Genomic DNA, 21,530 nt, shown 5'->3' on the forward strand with positions numbered 1-21,530 from the left:
GGGTGTCTAAAGCGGCGGTGAAGCCAAGGCTTTCTCTACTGCCGCAATGAAATCCGGATCATCAGGCTTGGTCAGGCTGGAAAAACTGGCGATCACCTTGCCCTGCCGATCGACCACATACTTGTAGAAATTCCACTTCGGCGCGCTGGACTGATCAGCGAGGACCTTGAACAGATGAGTCGCATCATCGCCGCGGACTATCTGCGGCTCGGTCATGGTAAACGTCACGCCATAGTTCACGTAGCAAACCTTGGCCGTCTCTGCACCATCCTTGGACTCCTGCTTGAAGTCGTTGGACGGCACACCGATCACCTCCAGCCCCTGATCCTTGAAACGCTGGTTCAGCGCTTCAAGGCTTTTGAATTGCGGAGCAAATCCACAGAAACTGGCGGTATTGACCACCACCAACGGCTTGCCGGCGAAGCGCTGGCACAAGTCGATGGACTCGTTAGCGCGCAACTTGGGTAACGAGCCTTGCAACAGCGCCGGGCACTCCGCCGCTTGAGCCAATCCGGTAAACGCTAAAAGTAACGCGGGAACTGCCAGCCAGCGCATCAGCATGTCGGAACTTCCTTGGGTCATCGTGTGAAATCGAAGTTACTCGCCCTCACAACCCACTAGCAAGCACCCATGCCCAACTGCATCAGCGCCAACCCGCCCTGATGCCACCCCCACCACGCCAGCGCCAGGAGCAAGGCACAGAGGGCCAAAATGGTGATTCGCGGCCAGAGACTGTTCATATCGCGCTCATTTGGCTTTGCAGGCGGGCTACCGGGGTTTCACGCACCGGCCAGTTCAAGGCGGCAGCCATCAGACTCAACAGAATCGCAACCTGCCAGATCAAGTCATAGCTCCCGGTTCGGTCATACACCACCCCGCCCAACCAGCCGCCAAGGAACGAGCCGAGCTGGTGGAACAGGAAAACAATCCCACCGAGCATGGACAGATTTCGTACACCAAACAAGGTCGCCACCGTGCCGTTGGTCAAAGGCACCGTCGACAACCACAGGAAGCCCATCGCCATGCCGAACAGGTACGCCGAAGTCGTCGTCACCGGCGCCCACAGGAACAGCCCGATCACTACCGCCCGCAGTAGGTAAAGCCCGGTAAGCAGACGAGGCTTGGACATGCGTCCGCCGAGCCAACCAGCGGTGTACGTCCCGAAGATATTGAACAAACCGATCAGCGCCAGCACCGTCGTCCCCACCGTCGCTGGGAGATGTTGATCGACCAGGTACGCCGGTAAATGCACGCCGATGAACACCACCTGGAAACCGCAGACAAAAAAACCGAACGCCAACAACCAGAACCCCGAATGGGAGCAGGCCTCGCGCAGGGCTTCGGACAGGGTTTGCTCATGGCCGAGCACCGGCAACGGTTTGTCCTTGAGCATGCTCACCAGCGGCACGATCAGCGCCACCAGCATGCCAAGCGCCAGCAATGCCGCTGACCAACCGAGCCAGCCGATCAACCCGAGCGTGCCAGGCAGCATGGCGAACTGGCCAAACGAACCGGCGGCGCTGGCAATGCCCATGCCCATGCTGCGTTTCTCCGGCGGCACTGCGCGTCCGACTACGCCGAGGATCACCGAAAACGACGTACCGGAAAGACCGATGCCGATCAACAGACCGGCACTCAAGGACAGGGTCACTGCCGAATCGGACAAGCCCATGAACACCAGGCCCAGGGCGTACAGGACGCCACCGATCAGCACCACTTTCGCCGCGCCAAAACGGTCGGCCAGCGCACCGGTGAATGGTTGCGCCAGACCCCAAATCAGGTTTTGCAAAGCGATGGCGAAGGCAAAGACTTCACGGCCCCAGCCAAACTCGGCACTCATCGGCGCCAGGAACAGCCCGAAGCCATGCCGCACCCCCAGAGACAACGCAAGGATCAGCGCACTCCCCAACAAAACCCAACCGCACGTACGCCACATCGATGTCATTCTTGTTCTCCGGGCGCGGGTATATACCCGCTTAAGATCGAACAAACCGGCGTCAGGCCAGTTCGTCCAGCAACTTCAGTAACGTTTCACGCTTCTCGGCACCCAGGCGATCAACCAATCGCTGTTGCGCCGCTTCCCAGGCCGGCAAGGCTGCTTTCAGGCGCTCGGCACCGGCCTCCGTCAGCCGGACGATGCGATTGCGCATGTCCTCGCCCTCAACCAGCATCACCAGCCCTTCGCCCTCCAGCACGCGCAAATTGCGTCCCAGAGTGCTGCGATCCAGGCCCATGGCTTCGGCCAGGGTGGAAATGCTCGGCTGATCCAGGCGCTGCAAATTGCACAGCAAAGAATACTGCGCAACGTTGATCCCGAAGCCATCGAGAGCGCCGTCGTAATGCCTGCTGACGCCACGGGCGGCGCGACGCAGGTTGATGCATAAACATTGGGAGTCGAGCATGATGCGTGTATATACCCGCGAGTGTGTTAAATCAAGTTACAGGATCGCAGAAAAATCAAAAGATCGCAGCCTTCGGCACCGCCTACAGGGCACGCGATCTTTCAAACCAATGCCAATCCCACCAGCACCGCCATCTCCAGCAATTCCAACAACGCTCCCGCCGTATCACCCGTCGTCCCACCCAATCGACGCAGCATGACTTGCCGCAACCAGACAAACACTACCGTCGCCACGACCAACGCCAACACGCCGCTAACACCGCCAAACAACAGGCAAAATAACGCGCTACCGGCCAACACCTGCCTACCCGCCAATCGCGGCAGATGATCAGCCAGCGCCTGGCCCAAACCTCCGGCACGCACATAGGGGGTGGTCAGGAACAATCCCAGCAACGCACTGCGACTGATTAACGGCACGAGAATCAGCGCCACGGCGTATTGCTGTTCGATCAATGCAAGCAATGCCGCGAACTTGAGCAGCAACACCAGCACCAGCGTAACCACCGCGATCGGCCCGCTACGGGGATCTTTCATGATAGTTAGCGTGCGTTCACGATCACCGAATCCGCCCAGCCATGCATCAGCGCTATCGGCCAGGCCATCCAGGTGCAGTCCGCCGCTGAGCAATACCCAAACCGTCAACAACAGCGCTGCATGCAACATCACTGGCGTGCCCAATAACAGCCAGTTCAGCACCCACAGAATCCCACCGAACAACAAACCCACCAACGGATAAAACAGCAGCGACCGCCCCGACTCCTGCGGCGTCGGCATGCCCGGCAGACGAACCGGCAGGCTGCTGAGGAATTGCAGGGCGATCCAGAACGGCAACATGATCAGAGCGCTTCCTTTAGCAATCCACCGGATTCGACCGACAACGAGAACAGCGCGCCATGCCCCACCTCAACATTGAGCAACTGCTCACGAGGCAGCCCGCGCGCTTGTGCCAGTAACAAACGCATGACCCCGCCATGACTGATCAGCAACACCCGTTCGCCCGCATACGCTGCCTGCAAACGCGCCACCGCTGCCAGTACCCGCGCCGAAAACGCCGCGACGGGCTCGCCTTGAGGTGGCGTGAACGAATAGGGATCCGCCCAGAAAAGGCCCAAGGCTTCGGCATCCGTTTCCATCAGCTTCGCCGCACTTTGCCCTTCCCAGGCACCGAAATGTAGCTCTTGCAGGTCTTTATCCAACTCGACCGGCAGGCCCAATTTCTCGGCAAGTTCATCAGCGAATCTTGCACAGCGCTGCAATGGCGAACTGACCAGACGATCCCAAGGTCCCTGCTCTACCACCGCCGCACGCATCTGCTGCCAACCGATGTCTGTCAACGCATCATCGAGGCTGCCGCGCAAACCGCCCCCGAGCTCGGTTTCGCCGTGACGCAGCAGATCCAGGCGCAAGGTCATGCCGGACGATCCGCCACCGAGGCTTCAGCAAACGTCGCCATCTGCCCGTGCAGATCACAGGCCAGACGCAGCAACGGCACGGCCAGCGCAGCACCGCTACCCTCGCCCAGGCGCAAACCGAGGTCGAGCAACGGCTCGGCGTTCAAGGTTTCCAGAACATGGCGATGGCCGGGCTCAGCGCCGCGATGGCCGAACAGCAACCAATGTCGGCATTCAGGATTCAATCGTACTGCCACCAACGCGGCAACGCTGCAAATGAAGCCGTCCACTAATACTGCAACGCCTTCCTGAGCGCAGGCCAGGTAAGCACCGACCAACGCGGCGATTTCAAACCCACCGAGGTTGAACAGCGTCTGCAACGCATCGCCACGCTGAGCGCTGTGCAAAGCCAATGCACGTTCGATCACCTGAGCCTTATGACTGACACCCGCCGCATTTAGCCCGGTGCCCGGTCCAGTCAAATGCATCACCGGACAATCCAGCAACGCACAGGCCAGCGCGCTGGCAGCCGTGGTGTTGCCGATGCCCATTTCGCCACCGATGAACAACTGCGCACCCGTCGCGACAGCGCGTTGAACGGCATCCCGGCCTGCCTGCAATGCCTGCCCACCCTGCGCAGCCGTCATGGCTGCACCGTTCACAAAATTTTTCGTGCCGGGGCCGACATTCAGGTGGCGCACACCCGGCAGGTTCAACGATGGCGTGACCGTGCCGAGATCGACCACTTCAAGGGAAGCGCCCAACTGCCGCGCCAAAACGCTGATCGCCGCGCCGCCGTTGACGAAGTTGTGCAGCATTTGCCCGGTGACTTCCTGTGGAAACGCCGACACCCCTTCAGCGACCACACCGTGGTCCCCGGCAAAAATCGCGATCCACAGCTGATCGAGACTCGGTTTGACCTGCCCTTGCAACCCGGCCAGTTGCACCGCTACCGATTCCAGCCGACCGAGGGAACCGGCCGGTTTGGTCAGTTGCTGTTGGCGGGCCTCGGCCTGTTCGACGGCTTGGGCATCGATCGGCTTGCACGGGTTCAGCCACCAGGATTGGCTCATAACGCAGTTCCTTTCAAAGTCAGGGGCAGGCCGGCGACGGTCAGGACGACTCGCTGACAGCGCTCGGCCAGAGCTTGATGCAGCCAACCGGCTTCATCGACGTAGCGGCGAGTCAATTCGCCCAGCGGCACGACACCCATTCCGGTTTCGTTGCTGACAAAAATGATTTCACCCGGCAACGACGCCAGGCACTCCAGCAAGGCATCGCGTTCGGCGGTCAGGCTTTCGGCATCGTCGAGCATCAGCAGATTGGTCAACCACAGGGTCAGGCAATCCACCAGCAGGCAACGGTCGGCGCTGGCGTTCTCGCGCAGCACGCGGGCCAGTTCAAGCGGCTCTTCGATCAATGCCCATTCGGCGGGACGGCGGGCGCGGTGATGAGCGACCCGGTCGTTCATTTCGCCGTCTAGGGGTTGGCTGGTCGCGATATAGGTGACCTGGAGCTGGCTGTCTGAAGCCAGTTTTTCAGCCAGGCGACTTTTGCCGGAGCGGGCGCCGCCGAGGATCAGTTGGAGCATGGGTCATTCCTTAAATCTTCGGTGACACAGCTGGACTCATCGCGGGCAAGCCCGCTCCCACAGGGTTCGCAGGTGTACTCAAAAGTCATGTTCAAACTAAATCCACTGTGGGAGCGGGCTTGCCCGCGATGGGGCCGGGACATCCAACTCAAATCCCGCAGAGCTCACGCAGCAGTGAAGTATCCAAATGCTTCTCCACCAAGTCCGCCAAGCGTTCGATATCACGCTCGCGCAACCCGTGGTAATCCACATCCTGCACATCCCGCAAACCCGCCCAACGCAACAATGCACTGCACGCCGCCGGGGATTCAAAGAGGCCGTGCAGGTAAGTGCCGAATATCTGCCCATCGACACTTTGCGCACCATCGCAACGACCGTCTTCCAGTTGCACGGCAGCGTTTTCCAATGCCGCTCCGGTGGTAACGCCGGCATGGATTTCATAGCCACTGACTTCAGCATCTTCCAACGCCAGACGCCCGCGCACATTGCGCAGCTGCTTCTCTTCTTCCAACTGCGTTTCAAACGCCAACAGCGCTAACCCCGCGCTCGACCCCGGCGCGCCTTCGAGCCCCAGCGGATCGTGCACGTGTTCGCCGAGCATCTGCAGGCCGCCGCAGATACCGAGCACCTTTCCGCCGTAGCGCAAATGCCGGGAGATCGCTTTATCCCAGCCGTTGGCGCGCAGATACGCGAGATCGCTGCGCACGCTTTTCGAACCGGGAAGAATGATCAGGTCGGCGGGTGGAATCGCCTGGCCAGGGCCGATGAATTGCAGGTCCACTTGCGGATGCAGACGCAGCGGATCGAAATCGGTGTGGTTGCTGATGCGCGGCAGCACCGGCACCACCACTTTCAACACCTGATCGGCCTTGTCGGTCTGGCGCTGATCGATGCCGTCCTCGGCCTCCAGGTGCAGATCCATCACGTAGGGCAACACGCCGATCACCGGTTTGCCGGTGCGCTCCTCCAACCAGTCAAGACCGGGTTGGAGCAAGGCGATGTCACCGCGAAAACGGTTGATGATGAAGCCTTTGACCCGCGCCTGTTCGCTCGGCGACAGCAGCTCCAATGTGCCCACCAGATGCGCGAACACCCCGCCACGATTGATGTCGGCGATCAGCACCACCGGGCAATCCACCGCTTCGGCGAAGCCCATGTTGGCGATGTCGCCGGCGCGAAGATTGATCTCCGCCGGCGAGCCCGCGCCTTCCACCATCACCACCGGATACGCCGCACTCAACCGTTCGTGGGAGGCCAGTACCGCTTGCATGGCGATGGTTTTGTAGTCGTGGTAGGCCACGGCGTTCATGGTCGTGACGGCACGCCCGTGAATGATGACCTGGGCGCCGGTATCGCTGTTGGGCTTGAGCAGCACCGGGTTCATGTCGGTGTGCGGTTCAAGGAAAGCGGCTTGGGCCTGCACCGCTTGCGCACGGCCGATCTCGCCACCGTCGGCCGTCACCGCGCTGTTGAGCGCCATGTTCTGCGGTTTGAACGGCACCACGCTGACGCCTTGGCGGGTGACCCAGCGGCACAGTGCCGTCACCAGCGTACTTTTACCGGCGTCGGAGGTGGTGCCTTGCACCATCAACGTGGTCATGGGTTTTCCTTGGTAAAGGCGTCGAGTGCGAAGGTCAGGCGCGTCCAGTCAGCTTCATCGCCAGGCAAGCCGAAACGCAGGCTGCTGTTCTGCGTGAACAACCGCAGCAGAATGCCGCGCCGGGCCATGAACTCGTGCAACGCCTCGGCGCGCTCGGTGATCAACCAGTGAAACAATGCGCAACCGCCCTGGGGTTTGAAACCGTATTGTTCCAGCAACGACGCCAGGCGCGCGCTGGCCTCTTCGGCGCGGACGCGTTGCTGTGCCTGCCCTTCGGTATCGCGCAGGCAGGCTTGCCCCAGAACCCGGGTGGGGCCGCTGACCGCCCATGGCCCCACTTGCTCGGCGAGCAACTTGAGCAACTTGCGCTCGGCCAGCACAAAGCCGAGGCGTACACCGGCCAGACCAAAAAACTTGCCGAACGAACGCAGCACGATCAAACCGACCTGATGGGCAAACGGCGCCACACTGAGTTGCGGGGTGTTGTCCATGAAGGCCTCGTCGACCACCAGCCAGCCTCCGCGCTGAGCCAGTCGCGCATGCCATTCAAGCAATCGCGAGGGGGGCAGATTCAGGCCGGTGGGATTGTTCGGGTTGACCACCACCAGCACATCGAAGCTGTCGATATAGAAGTCGACCTCCTGCTCCAGCACTTCGCGCACGATATAGCCATTGCGGCGCCAGGCTTCGGCATGCTCGGCGTAACACGGCGACAGCACGCCGACCTTGCCCGCCCGGCGCAAACGCGGGAGCAACTGGATGGCCATTTGCGAACCGGCCACCGGCAATGCTTGCAGCGTGCCGTAGTAATCGCAGGCGGCCTGCTCCAGTCCGTCATCGGTTTCCGGCAAGCGCGCCCAGGCCCGCAGCGGGATATCCGGAAGCGCAAACGGCCAGGGCGCGAGGCCGCTGGACAGGTCAAGCCAATCGGCTTCCTCGATGCCGTATTCGAGCGCGGCCTTGCGCAACCGTCCACCGTGCTCAAGCATAAAATTCAGCCCCCACGCAGAGAATCAGCAGCCATAACCATACGCCGCGCTGGACCAATTGCCAGCCACGATCAATGGAGTCGGCGTCCGCTGGCACGCCTTCACCCAGTTGTGGACGTACATGCAGTTCACCGTGATAAATCGCTGGCCCACCCAGCTCGACGCCCAGTGCACCGGCACCCGCCGCCATCACCGGGCCGGCGTTCGGGCTGTCCCAGGTCGGTCCCTGTGTACGCCAGCATTTGAGCGCCAAGCGGGTTTTGCCCAGCAGCGCGTAAGTCAACGCCACCAACCGCGCAGGAATGTAATTGAGCACGTCGTCGATCTTCGCGGCCGCCCAACCGAAACGCTCGAAGCGTTCGTTGCGATAACCCCACATCGCATCCAGCGTATTGCTCAATCGGTAGAGAACTACGCCCGGCGCACCGGCCACGGCAAACCAGAACAATGCGGCGAACACCGCGTCGCTACCGTTCTCCAGCACCGATTCGGTGGCGGCGCGGGCGACTTCGGTTTTGTCCAGCTCACTGGTTTTACGGCTGACCAGATAGCTCACGCGTTTGCGTGCTTCATCAAGATCATCGCTGCGCAGGGCTTTCGCCACCGGCTCGACGTGTTCACCGAGGCTGCGCATGCCGAGGGCGCAATACAGCGCGAGAATCTCGACGATCCAGCCAACATAAGGCGCCCAGGAAAACGCCGTGGCCAGTAAGGTCAGCGGCACCACCGCCATCACCCACGCGGTGACTCCGTGACTGCGCCAGCCGCGCCCCCCCCCGTTGAATCGTTGCTCGATGCGCTCGGCAAATCGGCCGAACGCCACCAGCGGATGCCAGCGCTTGGGTTCACCCAGCAGCGCATCCAGCGCCACGGCGGCGACACTCAACAACGCCACACTCATGGACGCACTCCCCAATAATTCTCATACAACAGTTCACCGAGCGGACGCGCCTGCGCCCAGCCTTCGAGGACCAGCATCGGTGCTGGATAAAATGCTTTCACCGGCCCTAGGCACAGAACGGCCAACGGTTTGGCGCCGGATGGCAGACCGAGCAAATCGGCCAGGGCTTGCGGTTCGAACAGCGAAACCCAACCCATTCCCAACCCTTCGGCCCGGGACGCCAGCCAGAGGTTCTGGATCGCGCAGGACAACGACGCCAAGTCCATCTCCGGCAAGGTGCGACGACCGAAAATATGCTGTTCGCGATCCTCCATCAGCGCCGCCACCAACACTTCGGCACAATCGTTAATGCCTTCGACCTTGAGCTGCATGAATTCGTCGGTGCGCTCGCCGAGGGCTTCGGCGGTGCGGATGCGCTCTTCTTCCACCAGAGCCTGGATCTTGCCGCGCAGGGTGCGGTCGCTGATGCGGATGAAACGCCAGGGCTGCATCAAGCCAACACTGGGTGCTTGATGCGCGGCTTCGAGCAGTCGGCGCAACAATTCAGGCTCGACCGTACCGCCGCTGAAGTGGCGCATGTCGCGACGTTCGCCGATGGCTCGGTAGACCGCTGCGCGCTCGGCTTCGGAAAATGCGTTGTCCGTCATGGCCTCTTCGCTGGCAAGCCAGCTCCCACAAGGGATTGCATTTCTTCAGGGATCACACCGCCCACTGTGGGAGCTGGCTTGCCAGCGATAGCGGTTTCAGGGTCTGGCGCAAACAACGCGGCAATCGCCGATGGATTGGACGGAAAATAAAAGTGCACGTAAGAAGCGGTCATCCGCCCCTCACGATAAACCGCCTCCGCCCCGCGCCCGCCATTAGGGCTCAAGCCCCGAGCAATCGGCTCAAGCTCAGTCGTGGTCAGCGAATGATGATAGGTGTGCCCACGCAACGAACCTTCCGGCAGCTCAACTGCTTGCAACGCCAATGCAGCCAGACGCTTTTGCATCACCGCATCACCCGCCAGCAAGCCGACCAATTCCGCGCGAGTACCTTCAACATCGGTCAACGAATCGAGCAGATAAAGCATGCCGCCGCACTCGGCCAACAACGGCTTGCCAGCCGCATGGTGCGCTCGGATCGCGTCGAGCATCGCGGTGTTTTGCGACAGCGCCACATGATGCAATTCCGGATATCCGCCCGGCAGATACAAGCTGTCCGCATCCGGCAACTCAGCATCACGGATCGGCGAGAAAAACGACAACTCGGCGCCCATCGCCCGCAGCAAGTCCAGGCTGGCGCCATAGGTAAAGGCAAACGCTTCGTCACGGGCCACGGCAATGCGCACACCGGCCAGCAACGGTTCGACGGCGATCACATCGGGCGCGGCGAATTCGACGGCGGGCGGCAGCGCAACCTCGCAACTGCTGGCCAACGCTTCGGCCGCCGCATCGAGACGCACATCAAGATCGTTCAACTCACTGGCCTGCACCAGACCGAGATGCCGACTCGGCAATTCGATCCCGGTTTCCCGGGACAACGCGCCGTACCAACGCAGGCCTTCGGTCAGGCTGCCTTCGAGAAGTTGGGCGTGACGCAGGGTGCCCACGCGATTGGCCAACACGCCAGCGAACGGCAAGTCCGGTTGATAACGCGCCAGCCCCAAGGCCAGTGCGCCAAAAGTCTGGGCCATCGCAGTGCCGTCGATCACACCCAGCACCGGTACGCCAAAGTGCCGCGCCAGGTCAGCGCTGGACGGCGTGCCGTCGAACAGCCCCATGACGCCTTCGATCAGAATCAGGTCGGCTTCAGCGGCGGCTTCCCATAACAGTCGACGACTTTCCTGCTCGCCCACCATCCACATGTCCAGTTGATACACCGGCGCACCGCTGGCGCGCTCGAGAATCATCGGGTCGAGAAAATCCGGGCCGCACTTGAACACGCGCACCTTGCGCCCCTGATTGCGATGCAACCGGGCCAGCGCGGCGGTGACGGTGGTCTTGCCCTGGCCGGACGCCGGCGCGGCAATCAGTACCGCCGGGCAATGACGAGGTTGATTCACAGCTCGACGCCTTTTTGCGCTTTGATACCGGCCTGGAAGGCATGCTTGATCATGCCCATCTCAGTGACGGTGTCGGCCAGCTCGATCATTTCCGGCTTGGCGCCACGACCGGTGACCACCACGTGCTGCATCGGCGGACGCGCCTGCAAATCGCTGAGTACCTGATCGAGATCGAGGTAGCCGTGCTTGAGGGCGATGTTCAATTCATCCAGCACCACCAGGCCAATGGATGGATCGCGCAGCAGTTGCTGCGAGACCGCCCATGCGGCTTCGGCGGCGGCGATATCACGCTGACGATCCTGGGTTTCCCAGGTGAAGCCCTCGCCCATCACATGAAAACGCACTTGCTCTGGAAAGCGTCGGAAGAACAACTCTTCGCCTGTGCTGTTACGGCCCTTGATGAACTGCACCACACCGCACTGCATGCCGTGGCCCATCGCGCGGGCGAGCATTCCGAACGCCGAGCTGCTCTTGCCTTTGCCGTTGCCGGTCAGCACCAGCAACAGGCCGCATTCGTTCGGGGAGTTGGCGATGCGTTCGTCGATCACGGCTTTTTTGCGCAGCATGCGCGCCAGGTGACGTTCGTCACGATCAGGGGTATCAGTCATGGGGAGCTCTCCGTTGAGGCTGGATAACGGCGGGCAGGCACAAGAATAGAAGGCAAGAAGCCTGGCATCGCCCACCGTGATGCCGCTTGGATGGATCAGGCCGGTCTCCGGGCTCATGAGCGGCGTTGGCCTGACTGCGCGCCTTCCCATGTCGTCGACACAGTGGCTCAAGGCGCAGCCTTTCACTCATTTACCGTTGCGGGGGCAGCGCCGGGATCGCGGAGTTTCATCGACTGAAACGCTCACTCACCGGCTTCCCTGTTTCACTCTGTCGACCCAAGCCACAGAGCACCTGAAACAAGCCGCGAAGGTTAGAGGGTTGGGGGTGGAGCGTCAATTGAAGACGGGGCGTGCGAGCGAATAACTGCCGTTGATCAACAAACTGACGCCAATCTTGTGCGACACTCACAGCAGTGATATCAAAGAGCCACAACCCCCAACATAATAACAAGAGTAAGCCCCATGCAAGGCATGATCATCAGCAATCCGAAGCTGGAATTCCTGCGCCCGGCGCTGGAACGCTGGTTTGACTGTATCGACCGCTACAACGCCGTGCGCGGCGACGGTGAAACACCTTACTGGCTGGATGAAAAAGCTAACCTCGGCCTGCTCTCCGCCGCCGCGTGGATGGCGGAGATGATCACCCTGCAACAATCGCCCACCCGCAAACAGACCGAGGAAGGCGATCGCAACGGCCGCGCCGATTTGTTCATCGCTACACCCGAAGCCAAGGCCTGGCTGCAGACCACGCAACGCTGGCCACGGGTCAACAGCCTGAACCTGACCGAGGCTTTACTCGATGTCACCAGCGACGCCAGGAAGATCAGCTACGCCAGCGACTTGAAACTCGGCTGCCTGTTTGTTGCTCCGCAAAAAGCCCAGCATGGCGCCACCCCGGAAGAACTGCAGGACATGGTCGACGACCTGCAAAAGGAACACACCTGCGCCGTGGCCTGGTATTTCCCCTACGCCTATCGCAAGTTGCGCAACGAAGGCGGCAACTATCACCCCGGTATTGCCGTGCTGTTCAAGGAAGCGCGCGGCTGACGGTTGAACCATCGCGCATTCTCACTTCTCTATTGATCAGGTCACTGCATTCATAGGGAAGGTCAGCATGCGCAAGCCCCAGCTCGTTCTCGTTATCGCGCTCGCCGGAGGGCTCGCCGCTTGCGGTGAAACCTCCAGCCTGCAAGTCTCTGACGGCACCGGGCCGTCACCCAAATTGCCAGAGCCCAACAAGACGCTGATGCCGACAGTAAACATCGCCCCGGCGATCGGCTGGCCGGACGGCGCCAAACCCGTTGCCGCCAGCGGCACGCAAGTGGCGGCGTTTGCCGAAGGCCTTGATCACCCGCGCTGGCTATACGTTCTGCCCAACGGCGACGTGCTGGTCGCCGAAACCAACGCCCCGCCCAAGCCCGATGACGGCAAAGGCATCAAGGGCTGGGTCATGAAGAAAGTCATGGGGCGCGCTGGTGCGGGCGTACCAAGCCCGAATCGCATCACGCTGCTACGAGACAAGGACCACGACGGCATCGCAGAAACCCGCACGGTGTTCCTGGAAAACCTCAACTCGCCTTTCGGCATGACCCTCGTGGGCAATGACCTGTACGTTGCCGATACCGACCGCTTGTTGCGCTTCCACTATGAAGACGGCGCCACCGCGATCAAGTCGCAGCCGATCAAAGTGGTCGACTTGCCGGGCGGTACGCTGAATCACCACTGGACCAAAAACGTCATCGCCAGCAAGGACGGAAGCAAGCTCTACGTCACGGTAGGCTCCAACAGTAACGTCGGCGAAAACGGCATGGACCAGGAAGAAGGTCGCGCGGCGATCTGGGAAGTGGACCGCGCCACTGGTAACCACCGGATCTTTGCGTCGGGAATTCGCAACCCCAACGGTCTGGCTTGGGAACCGTCCAGCGGCGCGTTGTGGACAGCCGTGAATGAGCGGGACGAAATCGGCAGTGACCTGGTGCCGGACTACATCACCTCAGTGAAGGACGGTGGATTTTACGGTTGGCCCTACAGTTACTATGGTCAGCACATCGACGTTCGTGTCGAGCCGCAACACCCGGAGATGGTCGCCAAGGCGATCGCCCCGGACTACGCCGTCGGCCCTCACACCGCGTCATTGGGGCTGACGTTTGCCGAGGGCAACAAATTGCCGGCGCAGTTCAAGGAAGGCGCCTTCATCGGCCAGCACGGATCCTGGAATCGCAAACCGCACAGCGGCTACAAAGTGATTTTCGTACCGTTCAGCGCGGGCAAACCGAGCGGGCAGCCGGTAGACGTGCTAACTGGTTTCCTCAATGACGAAGAAAAAGCCATGGGTCGGCCGGTAGGTGTGGTGATTGATCAGCAGGGGGATTTGCTGGTGGCGGATGATGTGGGGAACAAGGTGTGGCGGGTGTCGGCGGTTAAATAACGAAATTGACCTCACACGAACCTGTGGGAGCGGGCTTGCCCGCGATGACGTCGGCACGCTCAATAGAGATGCTGGCTTATGAAACGCTATCGCGGGCAAGCCCGCTCCCACAAAAAACATAGTTAGCGCTTGCGACAGAGCGTCAACCCATCCCCCAACGGCAACAGCGACAAATCCACCCGCGCGTCCGTCTTCAATGCACGATTGAGCACATGGATTGCGCGGGTATCTGCGCTTTCGGGATACTCTTCAAGCACCCGGCCACTCCACAGCGTGTTATCGAACACTGCTAACCCACCGACGCGCAGCAACCGCAGCGCATGTTCAAGGTAGGTCGGGTAATTGGCTTTGTCGGCGTCTATGAATACCAGGTCGAATTGCCCACCCTGCCCTTGCCGCTCAATCTCGCCGAGGGTTTCCAGCGCAGGCGCCAGACGCAGATCGATTCGCCCGGCCAGACCCGCTTCCTGCCAGTAACGGAGCGCAGTAGCGTTGTAGTCACCGGGGATGTCACAGCAGATCAACGAACCGTCTTCGGGTAATGCCTCCGCCATGCACAAGGCGCTGTAACCGGTGAAGGTGCCGACTTCCAGCACACGTCTGGCGCCGATGAGCTTTACCAGCAATGCGAGAAACTGACCCTGCTCCGGTGCCACCTGCCAGCGCGCCATCGGCAGCGCCTGGGTTTCGTCGCGCAAGCGCTTGAGCAGCGGCGTTTCGCGCAGGGACACATCAAGCAGGTATTGATAGAGCGAATCGTCGAGATTAAGCGTGCGCGCGGTCATGACGACAACCTCTGGAATTTACGGGTTGCGCGCCAGGTGCTCCGGTTGCAGGACACGCTTGGCGCTCAGATAGGCTTTCTGCCAATACGCCTTGGACAAGCTGTCGAGCTTGACCGTGCCGCCAGTGGCCGGTGCATGGACGAAGCGACCTTCACCGACATAGATGCCAGCATGACTGACTTGGGAGCCGCCATTGGTGGCGAAGAAGATCAGGTCACCGGTCTGCAGACCTTCCTTACCGACGCTGGCCGCCTGCATGGAGATCATTTCACGCGTGGTCCGCGGCAAGGAAATACCAGCCACATCACGGTAGACGTAGCCGATCAAACCACTGCAATCAAATCCGGAATCCGGTGTATTGCCGCCCCAGCGATAAGGCGTACCCACCAGGCCCAACGCGCGAAACAGCACGTCTTCGGCTTCAGGCGAAAAGGCTTGGGAGGGACCGAACACGATAGGCGCGCGAACCACCGGCGCAGGCGGCGGTGTGCGACTGGCGCAAGCGCTGAGCAGCGCTGCGAAGAGCATGATTGTGAGGCGGGCCGACATCGTCATAAGCAGAACATCCTGATCTGGCTGCGACTTTTTCTGCTGAAAGCGCAGAAAAGAAAACCGCCTGCGCGTGACGCAGGCGGTTTGCCATCATTAATAGATCAAGATTCTAGCTGCTACGTGGCAAACTTCAAGTAAGACTTTAAGTTCACCTTACAAATTGTCCGCTTACTTGCGAGCAGTAACGATTGGTGATGCACCAGGTGCCATCGCGAGGGCGCGCTTGGCTTCGATGAAGGTCTTGCTCCAGTAGCTGTCGCCCAGGCTATCGATTCGCACACCACCGCTGCGGCGGCTGCTGGAATGGATGAACTGGTTGTCGCCCAGGTAGATCCCGGCGTGACTGACACGACCGCGACGACCATTGGTAGCGAAGAACAGCAAATCGCCCGGCTCCAGCTTGCTGCGAGAGACGAGAGGAGCGTCGACGTTGATCATTTCGCGAGTGGAGCGAGGCAGGTTCATCCCGGCTTCTTCACGGAACAGATAGCCAATGAAACCACTGCAATCGAAGCCGGCTTCAGAGGTACCGCCAAAACGGTAACGGGTACCGATCAGGGACATGCCGCGTTCGAGGATGCTGTCAGCCAGAACTGGAAGTTTGTACGACTTGCCATCGGCGAAAGCTGCGAGTTCTTTTTCGGTTGCCGCCTCGTCTTGAAAAAGATCTTCCTGATAACGAGCGGAAGATTGGGCGGTAACAGAGTTTTTAACCTGCTGTTGTTGCTCTTGCTGGGACACTGGAGAGTGGGCAGCGCAACCGAACAACAGGGTAACGAGTGCGAGAGGCACGAGGGGTGCAAAGCGATTTAGCATGGGCACGACCGTGGCTGATAGTTGTAAAGAAGCCGAGACTATGCCCGCTATCATCCTCATTTGCAAATTCAATCGAACTTTTTGTGACTTCTCGGTTTCTCGTAAACATCTAAGCGCTTAAGCCCCATTTAGACGCTTGCGCTGCCTACGCGTGTAGGAAAGTGCGTTTTCTGGCGCCTGAAATATGCCAAAAAACCGCGAGAAACCGGAGGTTTTACCAGCCCAGCGTTTCTTTCAGGAAGGGAATAGTCAGCTTGCGCTGCGCTTGAAGCGAGGCCTGATCGAGACGCTCAAGCAGTTCGAACAGCGCACTCATGCTTCGAGTACCGCGAGTCAAAATAAAGTGACCGACTTCATCCGTCAGATGCAGTCCGCGACGGGATGCGCGCAGTTGCAACGCACGCAGTTTGTCTTCATCGGAAAGCGGTCGCATCTGGAAAATCAGTGCCAGGGTCAGGCGGGATTTAAGGTCCGCCAACTTCACCGGCAACTCACGCGGCGACGTCGACGCGGCAATCAACAGACGCCGGCCACTGTCGCGTAGACGATTGAACAGATGAAAAAGTGCCTCTTCCCAATCCGCCTTGCCGGCCACCGCTTGTAAATCGTCGAGGCAGACCAGTTCGTATTGTTCGAGGTTATCGAGGATTTCAATGCCGCGATCGAGCAACTCGGCCAAAGGAAGGTAAACCGCCGGCTCGCCCATCTGTTCGAATCGCAAGCACGCAGCCTGCAACAGATGCGTGCGCCCTACCCCGTGCTTGCCCCAGAGATAAATCAGGCTTTCGGTCCAGCCGGCGTCGGCTTCGCACAGCCGCTCGACATAGCCGAGTGCAGCGGCATTGGCGCCTGGGTAGTAGTTGATAAAAGTGGCGTCATCACGCAGACGCACACCTAGGGGCAGCTGAATCGGTTTCATGCTGACTGAACAGTTCCAAAGGAACCGTTAGTGGCCTCTGTGTAAAGTTTGCGAAGTTTATACCCGTGAAGCCGACCGCACAATGCGACAGACCACAAGCAAAATCAAAGGTTTGCGTTTGCGCCCCGGTTTTATGACAGATTCTTTGGCGGTCCATCCGACCGCCAGACGAACCCGTCGTTCCGACCTGGCCTTAAACCAGGTCATCTGCGTTCCGCTCATTTCAAGCCTTAAAGTTCAGGATCCTCGACCCCGCTGTACATATCCGAATCTTTATACAAATCATGCACATGGCGCACCAGCACCATGATCACCGCCGCCACCGGCAGCGCAAGCAATACGCCGGTAAAGCCAAACAGCTCGCCGCCGGCCAGGATCGCAAAGATCACCGCCACCGGGTGCAGACCAATCCGATCCCCCACCAGCAATGGCGTCAGCACCATGCCTTCCAACGCTTGACCAACCATGAACACCGCGACAATGCCGATCATGGGATACAGATCGCCACCGAACTGAAACAGACCGGCAATCAATGCTGCGCCAATACCAATGACGAAACCCATGTACGGCACAATCGCCGCCAGGCCGGCAATCAGACCGATCAACAGTCCCAACTCAAGCCCCACCAACATCAGTCCCGCTGCGTAGATTACGCCCAACGCCACCATCACCAACAACTGCCCGCGAACGAATGCTCCCAGCACTTCATGGCATTCAGCGGCCAGGGAAACTGCCTGCTCTTCGCGATCACGGGGCAGCAAGCTGCGGATTTTGGCCATCATCAGGTCCCAATCCCGCAGCAGGTAGAAACTCACCACCGGGATCAACACCAGATTCGCCAACCAGCCAATCAGCGCCAGGCCGGAAGCTGTCGCCTGACTCAGCACTACACCGACAATGTCAGTGGTCTGGCCCATGTGCTCACTGATCGCCGCCTTGAGCTTGTCGAACTTCCAGAAACCCTCCGACAAACCGAACTTCGATTGCGCCCATGGCAACGCGGTGTGCTGCAACCAATCGAGCATCTGCGGCGCCAGCTCATATAAACGAAACAACTGCTTGGCGAGCATTGGCACCAACACCAGCAGCAGCGTAGTGAAAATCAGGGTGAACAGCGCGAACACCGCGATCACGCCCCACGTGCGTGAAAGACCGGCCTTCTCCAGCCGATCCACCAGCGGGTCGAACAGATAGGCCAACAGCAACGCCACCAGAAACGGCGTCAGAATCGGATGCAACAACCAGATAAACGCGCAGAACAGAACCACTGCACCCAACCAGAACCAGCGCCGCGTATCGGCCATGAACCACTCCATTGCTTCTATATAAAGAAAGAAAAATCTACCAGCGGAAACGCAACTGCGGTGTCGGTGCGGGGGTTGGCGTTATGGCAGCGGCAGCGCCGCCAGCCGCCGGTTGAGCAGGTGTAACGGGGGCTGGGGCCGGTGTTGGTGCCGCTGCAACCTCTTGCAACTTCGCCAACGATAATTGCGCCCGCAATTGATCAGCACTGCCATTGACCCGATACAGAATCCGGTCGCCATCGACACTTTGCGGACGCCCACCGAAGGGTTCCAGCAATCGCCCAAGCGTCGCATAACGCTCCAGATTCATCCCCTGCACTTCCAGCAACTGTTGCGATGAAGCCCCAGGCTTGGCGACGAATCGCGGCGCCAGGCGTTCGTTGACCGCCAACATCACCGCATCCGCCACAGCGGCCTGATCCGCGCCTTGAACGCTACCCGCCTCTTTCTGGTCACCCAGCCACAGACGCCACTTGGCCTGCCACTGACCACCCTCTTCACGGGCATGCACCGCCAGCACAGCGTCGGCATTGTAACGTTCCGATGCCGCGCGCAGCGGTGCCGGATCAGCACTTTCAAGATTCGGTGCCGTAGCGACGCCCTGCTCACCCAAATCCGCCAGCGGCAGACGCAGCGGCAAGCCACGGTGCTGAGCGGCTCGGCGCAACGGCGTCGCATTGGCCTGACCATCGCCCACCAGGCTTGAGCCCTCTGTGGATTCGTTCAACCACCAACCCAGAATCGACGGCCGATTGGCACCCCACATGGCCAGCCCGGCGCGGCGCAAGGCCTGCTCGGTGGTCGCCGGATCGAAATCGACCTTCAACACTTCCGGCGGCCCCGCCTCAAAACCGTACTGACTGATGATTTGCTGCGGGTCTTTGCGAATCGCCGCCAGCCCCGGACTTTGCGCCGCCTTCGGATCGCCGGTCAGTCGCAATACCAGCGTATCCAACGCACGCTGAGTCGCTTGATCGCGCTCCTCCTGCGTCTGGCTGCTGACAGGCTCGCGCACTACATAAAGGCCTTTCACCGTTTCGGCCTGACTGACGAGACTGACCAATGACAAACAACCTGCAAACAAGAATTTACAAAAACGCATGGAAGATTCCTGACGACAAGGGCGGGTGGAACAGACCGCATGAAGACGATCGAGCAAGGCTGTGACCATCGCTCGGCGCAAAACATTCACACGTCCCAGGTAAGTTTACGCACTGTCATAACGATAGACGGTTAATGACGATACCCTGCGCGAGCGAGCAGGATGCTACTGACACGGGGCAATTTCGTTTTTTTTAGGCAGATATGCCCCTGCTGTCGGCGTGAGGATGGCCGCTGCCTCTCAAGCCTGATAAAATCGCGCGCCTTCGCAGACCGGCAACAGCCGGGCACCCTCGAAATTCGCGTGAGGCAATCGCCCCCCGTCGAATTCGGCGTCCCCGCTGAACTCGGTCGTTACCCCTGAATCCCCCCTAAAGGCCTGGATCATGAGCAAGCAACCCTCCCTGAGCTACAAGGACGCCGGTGTAGACATCGACGCCGGTGAAGCATTGGTCGAACGCATCAAGAGCGTCGCCAAGCGCACTGCGCGCCCGGAAGTCATGGGCGGCCTGGGCGGTTTTGGCGCCCTCTGCGAAATCCCGGCCGGCTACAAGCAGCCTGTGCTGGTTTCCGGTACTGACGGCGTCGGCACCAAGCTGCGCCTGGCACTGAACCTGAACAAGCACGACAGCATCGGCATCGACCTGGTCGCCATGTGCGTCAACGACCTGGTGGTGTGCGGCGCAGAGCCGCTGTTCTTCCTCGACTACTACGCCACCGGCAAACTGAACGTCGACACCGCCGCCCAGGTTGTGACCGGCATCGGCGCAGGCTGCGAGCTGTCCGGCTGCTCCCTGGTCGGCGGCGAAACCGCTGAAATGCCAGGCATGTACGAAGGCGAAGACTACGACCTGGCCGGCTTCTGCGTCGGCGTCGTGGAAAAATCCGAAATCATCGACGGTTCCAAAGTCGCTGCTGGCGACGCCCTGCTCGCCCTGCCGTCTTCCGGCCCGCACTCCAACGGCTACTCGCTGATCCGCAAGATCATCGAAGTGTCCGGTGCAGACATCGAAAACACCCAGCTCGACGGCAAGCCGCTGACCGACCTGCTGATGGCCCCGACCCGCATCTACGTGAAGCCGCTGCTCAAGCTGATCAAGGAAACCGGCGCCGTCAAAGCCATGGCCCACATCACCGGTGGCGGCCTGCTGGACAACATCCCGCGCGTTCTGCCAAAAGGCGCACAAGCGGTGGTTGACGTGGCGAGCTGGACCCGTCCGGCGGTGTTCGACTGGCTGCAAGAGAAAGGCAACGTCGACGAAAACGAAATGCACCGCGTACTGAACTGCGGTGTCGGCATGGTCATCTGCGTCGCTCAAGAGCACGTCGAAACTGCCCTGAACGTTTTGCGCGAAGCCGGCGAGCAGCCATGGGTCATCGGTCAGATCTCCACCGCTGCCGAAGGCGCAGCTCAGGTCGAACTGAAGAACCTCAAGGCTCATTGATGTCCCAGACCTGTGATGTGGTGGTGCTGTTGTCCGGCACCGGCAGTAACTTGCAGGCCTTGATCGACAGCACGCGGACCGGCGACAGCCCGGCCCGCATCGCTGCGGTGATTTCCAACCGCGCCGACGCCTACGGCCTGCAACGCGCCAGTGACGCGGGTATCGCCACCCGCTCGCTGGATCACAAGGCTTTCGATGGCCGCGAGGCCTTCGATGCCGCGTTGATCGAACTGATCGACGCCTTCAACCCCAAACTCGTGGTACTGGCCGGTTTCATGCGCATCCTCAGCGCTGATTTCGTGCGTCACTTCCAGGGTCGCCTGCTCAACATCCATCCTTCGCTGCTACCCAAATACAAAGGGTTACACACTCATCAGCGAGCGCTGGAGGCCGGCGACGCCGAACACGGTTGCTCCGTGCACTTCGTCACCGAGGAACTCGATGGCGGACCACTGGTCGTACAGGCAGTAATACCGGTAGAGTTGCATGACTCGCCGCAAAGCCTGGCGCAGCGGGTCCACGTTCAGGAACACCTGATCTACCCGATGGCCGTACACTGGTTTGCCGAAGGCCGGTTATCACTCGGTGATCAAGGTGCTTTACTGGATGGACAGTTACTCGCGGCCAGCGGCCACTTGATTCGAACCTAGGAGAT

At 60.3% G+C, this 21,530-nt stretch carries 24 protein-coding genes and 1 riboswitch; of the genes, 4 read left to right on the forward strand and 20 right to left on the reverse strand.

The window, feature by feature from the left end; genetic code table 11:
• Window positions 1-6 precede the first annotated feature (6 nt).
• The 14 genes from KGB21_RS07205 to cobO all read right to left on the reverse strand — a co-directional run bounded on the left by KGB21_RS07205 (window position 7) and on the right by cobO (window position 11,525).
• Window positions 7-561 carry a glutathione peroxidase gene (locus KGB21_RS07205; RefSeq protein WP_223504482.1) on the reverse strand — a complete coding sequence of 185 codons (555 nt, stop codon included), beginning with the start codon at window positions 559-561 and terminating at the stop codon, window positions 7-9.
• Window positions 562-617: 56 nt separating this feature from the next.
• Window positions 618-740 carry a hypothetical protein gene (locus tag KGB21_RS29380; RefSeq protein WP_263386149.1) on the reverse strand — a complete coding sequence of 41 codons (123 nt, stop codon included), beginning with the start codon at window positions 738-740 and terminating at the stop codon, window positions 618-620.
• Entirely contained in the window at window positions 737-1,945 is a 1,209-nt protein-coding gene (locus tag KGB21_RS07210) for an MFS transporter (RefSeq protein ID WP_223504484.1), read from the reverse strand. The genes KGB21_RS29380 and KGB21_RS07210 overlap by 4 nt, the downstream gene beginning before the upstream one ends.
• 52 nt (window positions 1,946-1,997) lie before the next feature.
• Complete coding sequence (locus KGB21_RS07215; protein WP_034146381.1) at window positions 1,998-2,402, reverse strand: MarR family winged helix-turn-helix transcriptional regulator; 405 nt, start codon at window positions 2,400-2,402, stop codon at window positions 1,998-2,000.
• 101 nt (window positions 2,403-2,503) lie between these two features.
• On the reverse strand, window positions 2,504-3,235 hold the full coding sequence (locus KGB21_RS07220; RefSeq protein WP_223504486.1) for an adenosylcobinamide-GDP ribazoletransferase: 732 nt from the start codon (window positions 3,233-3,235) through the stop codon (window positions 2,504-2,506).
• A 2-nt stretch (window positions 3,236-3,237) separates the two neighbouring features.
• Window positions 3,238-3,813 (reverse strand): alpha-ribazole phosphatase family protein, encoded by a 576-nt coding sequence (gene cobC, locus KGB21_RS07225; RefSeq protein ID WP_223504488.1) that lies wholly within the window; start codon window positions 3,811-3,813, stop codon window positions 3,238-3,240.
• On the reverse strand, window positions 3,810-4,865 hold the full coding sequence (cobT, locus tag KGB21_RS07230; RefSeq protein ID WP_223504490.1) for a nicotinate-nucleotide--dimethylbenzimidazole phosphoribosyltransferase: 1,056 nt from the start codon (window positions 4,863-4,865) through the stop codon (window positions 3,810-3,812). The genes cobC and cobT overlap by 4 nt, the downstream gene beginning before the upstream one ends.
• Entirely contained in the window at window positions 4,862-5,383 is a 522-nt protein-coding gene (gene cobU, locus KGB21_RS07235) for a bifunctional adenosylcobinamide kinase/adenosylcobinamide-phosphate guanylyltransferase (RefSeq protein ID WP_223504492.1), read from the reverse strand. Before cobU ends, cobT begins: the two co-directional genes overlap by 4 nt.
• A 148-nt stretch (window positions 5,384-5,531) precedes the next feature.
• Window positions 5,532-6,983 (reverse strand): cobyric acid synthase, encoded by a 1,452-nt coding sequence (locus tag KGB21_RS07240; protein WP_223504494.1) that lies wholly within the window; start codon window positions 6,981-6,983, stop codon window positions 5,532-5,534.
• Entirely contained in the window at window positions 6,980-7,972 is a 993-nt protein-coding gene (cobD, locus tag KGB21_RS07245) for a threonine-phosphate decarboxylase CobD (RefSeq protein ID WP_223504495.1), read from the reverse strand. Before cobD ends, KGB21_RS07240 begins: the two co-directional genes overlap by 4 nt.
• Window positions 7,965-8,873 (reverse strand): adenosylcobinamide-phosphate synthase CbiB, encoded by a 909-nt coding sequence (cbiB, locus tag KGB21_RS07250; protein ID WP_034146374.1) that lies wholly within the window; start codon window positions 8,871-8,873, stop codon window positions 7,965-7,967. Before cbiB ends, cobD begins: the two co-directional genes overlap by 8 nt.
• Window positions 8,870-9,520, reverse strand: a complete 651-nt coding sequence (gene bluB / locus KGB21_RS07255) for a 5,6-dimethylbenzimidazole synthase (protein WP_223504496.1) — start codon at window positions 9,518-9,520, stop codon at window positions 8,870-8,872. Before bluB ends, cbiB begins: the two co-directional genes overlap by 4 nt.
• Window positions 9,517-10,917 (reverse strand): cobyrinate a,c-diamide synthase, encoded by a 1,401-nt coding sequence (locus KGB21_RS07260; RefSeq protein WP_223504497.1) that lies wholly within the window; start codon window positions 10,915-10,917, stop codon window positions 9,517-9,519. The genes bluB and KGB21_RS07260 overlap by 4 nt, the downstream gene beginning before the upstream one ends.
• Window positions 10,914-11,525, reverse strand: coding sequence for a cob(I)yrinic acid a,c-diamide adenosyltransferase (gene cobO / locus KGB21_RS07265; protein WP_034146371.1), 612 nt, complete (start codon window positions 11,523-11,525; stop codon window positions 10,914-10,916). The genes KGB21_RS07260 and cobO overlap by 4 nt, the downstream gene beginning before the upstream one ends.
• Window positions 11,526-11,605: 80 nt before the next feature.
• Window positions 11,606-11,836, reverse strand: a riboswitch (cobalamin riboswitch).
• A gap of 151 nt (window positions 11,837-11,987) precedes the next feature.
• Here cobO and KGB21_RS07270 point away from each other — a divergent pair.
• Both KGB21_RS07270 and KGB21_RS07275 read left to right on the forward strand, forming a co-directional pair.
• A complete protein-coding gene (locus KGB21_RS07270) occupies window positions 11,988-12,572 on the forward strand; it encodes a hypothetical protein (RefSeq protein ID WP_034146370.1) in 585 nt (194 codons plus the stop codon).
• A gap of 67 nt (window positions 12,573-12,639) precedes the next feature.
• On the forward strand, window positions 12,640-13,953 hold the full coding sequence (locus KGB21_RS07275; protein ID WP_223504498.1) for a PQQ-dependent sugar dehydrogenase: 1,314 nt from the start codon (window positions 12,640-12,642) through the stop codon (window positions 13,951-13,953).
• Between the two features lie 122 nt (window positions 13,954-14,075).
• On the opposite strand, the gene KGB21_RS07280 is transcribed toward KGB21_RS07275, so the two are convergent.
• The 6 genes from KGB21_RS07280 to KGB21_RS07305 form a co-directional block, all read right to left on the reverse strand.
• Window positions 14,076-14,738: a class I SAM-dependent methyltransferase gene (locus KGB21_RS07280; protein ID WP_223504499.1), complete on the reverse strand. Its 663-nt coding sequence runs from the start codon at window positions 14,736-14,738 to the stop codon at window positions 14,076-14,078.
• Between the two features lie 18 nt (window positions 14,739-14,756).
• Window positions 14,757-15,293, reverse strand: a complete 537-nt coding sequence (locus KGB21_RS07285; RefSeq protein ID WP_034146367.1) for a C40 family peptidase — start codon at window positions 15,291-15,293, stop codon at window positions 14,757-14,759.
• Between the two features lie 165 nt (window positions 15,294-15,458).
• Window positions 15,459-16,106 carry a C40 family peptidase gene (locus tag KGB21_RS07290; RefSeq protein ID WP_034146366.1) on the reverse strand — a complete coding sequence of 216 codons (648 nt, stop codon included), beginning with the start codon at window positions 16,104-16,106 and terminating at the stop codon, window positions 15,459-15,461.
• Window positions 16,107-16,320: 214 nt separating this feature from the next.
• A complete protein-coding gene (hda, locus tag KGB21_RS07295; protein ID WP_034146365.1) occupies window positions 16,321-17,025 on the reverse strand; it encodes a DnaA regulatory inactivator Hda in 705 nt (234 codons plus the stop codon).
• A 230-nt stretch (window positions 17,026-17,255) separates the two neighbouring features.
• Entirely contained in the window at window positions 17,256-18,329 is a 1,074-nt protein-coding gene (locus tag KGB21_RS07300) for an AI-2E family transporter (RefSeq protein WP_034146364.1), read from the reverse strand.
• Between the two features lie 37 nt (window positions 18,330-18,366).
• Window positions 18,367-19,431: a DUF2066 domain-containing protein gene (locus tag KGB21_RS07305; RefSeq protein WP_034146363.1), complete on the reverse strand. Its 1,065-nt coding sequence runs from the start codon at window positions 19,429-19,431 to the stop codon at window positions 18,367-18,369.
• A 385-nt stretch (window positions 19,432-19,816) separates the two neighbouring features.
• On the opposite strand from KGB21_RS07305, the gene purM reads away from it, so the two are divergent.
• Together purM and purN are read left to right on the forward strand one after the other, a co-directional pair.
• A complete protein-coding gene (gene purM / locus KGB21_RS07310) occupies window positions 19,817-20,875 on the forward strand; it encodes a phosphoribosylformylglycinamidine cyclo-ligase (RefSeq protein ID WP_034146362.1) in 1,059 nt (352 codons plus the stop codon).
• Window positions 20,875-21,525 (forward strand): phosphoribosylglycinamide formyltransferase, encoded by a 651-nt coding sequence (purN, locus tag KGB21_RS07315; RefSeq protein WP_034146361.1) that lies wholly within the window; start codon window positions 20,875-20,877, stop codon window positions 21,523-21,525. Before purM ends, purN begins: the two co-directional genes overlap by 1 nt.
• The last annotated feature ends 5 nt before the right edge of the window (window positions 21,526-21,530 follow it).

The organism is Pseudomonas sp. GL-RE-29, assembly GCF_019947275.1.
In the GTDB taxonomy this organism is placed as follows: Bacteria; Pseudomonadota; Gammaproteobacteria; order Pseudomonadales; family Pseudomonadaceae; genus Aquipseudomonas; species Aquipseudomonas fluorescens_A.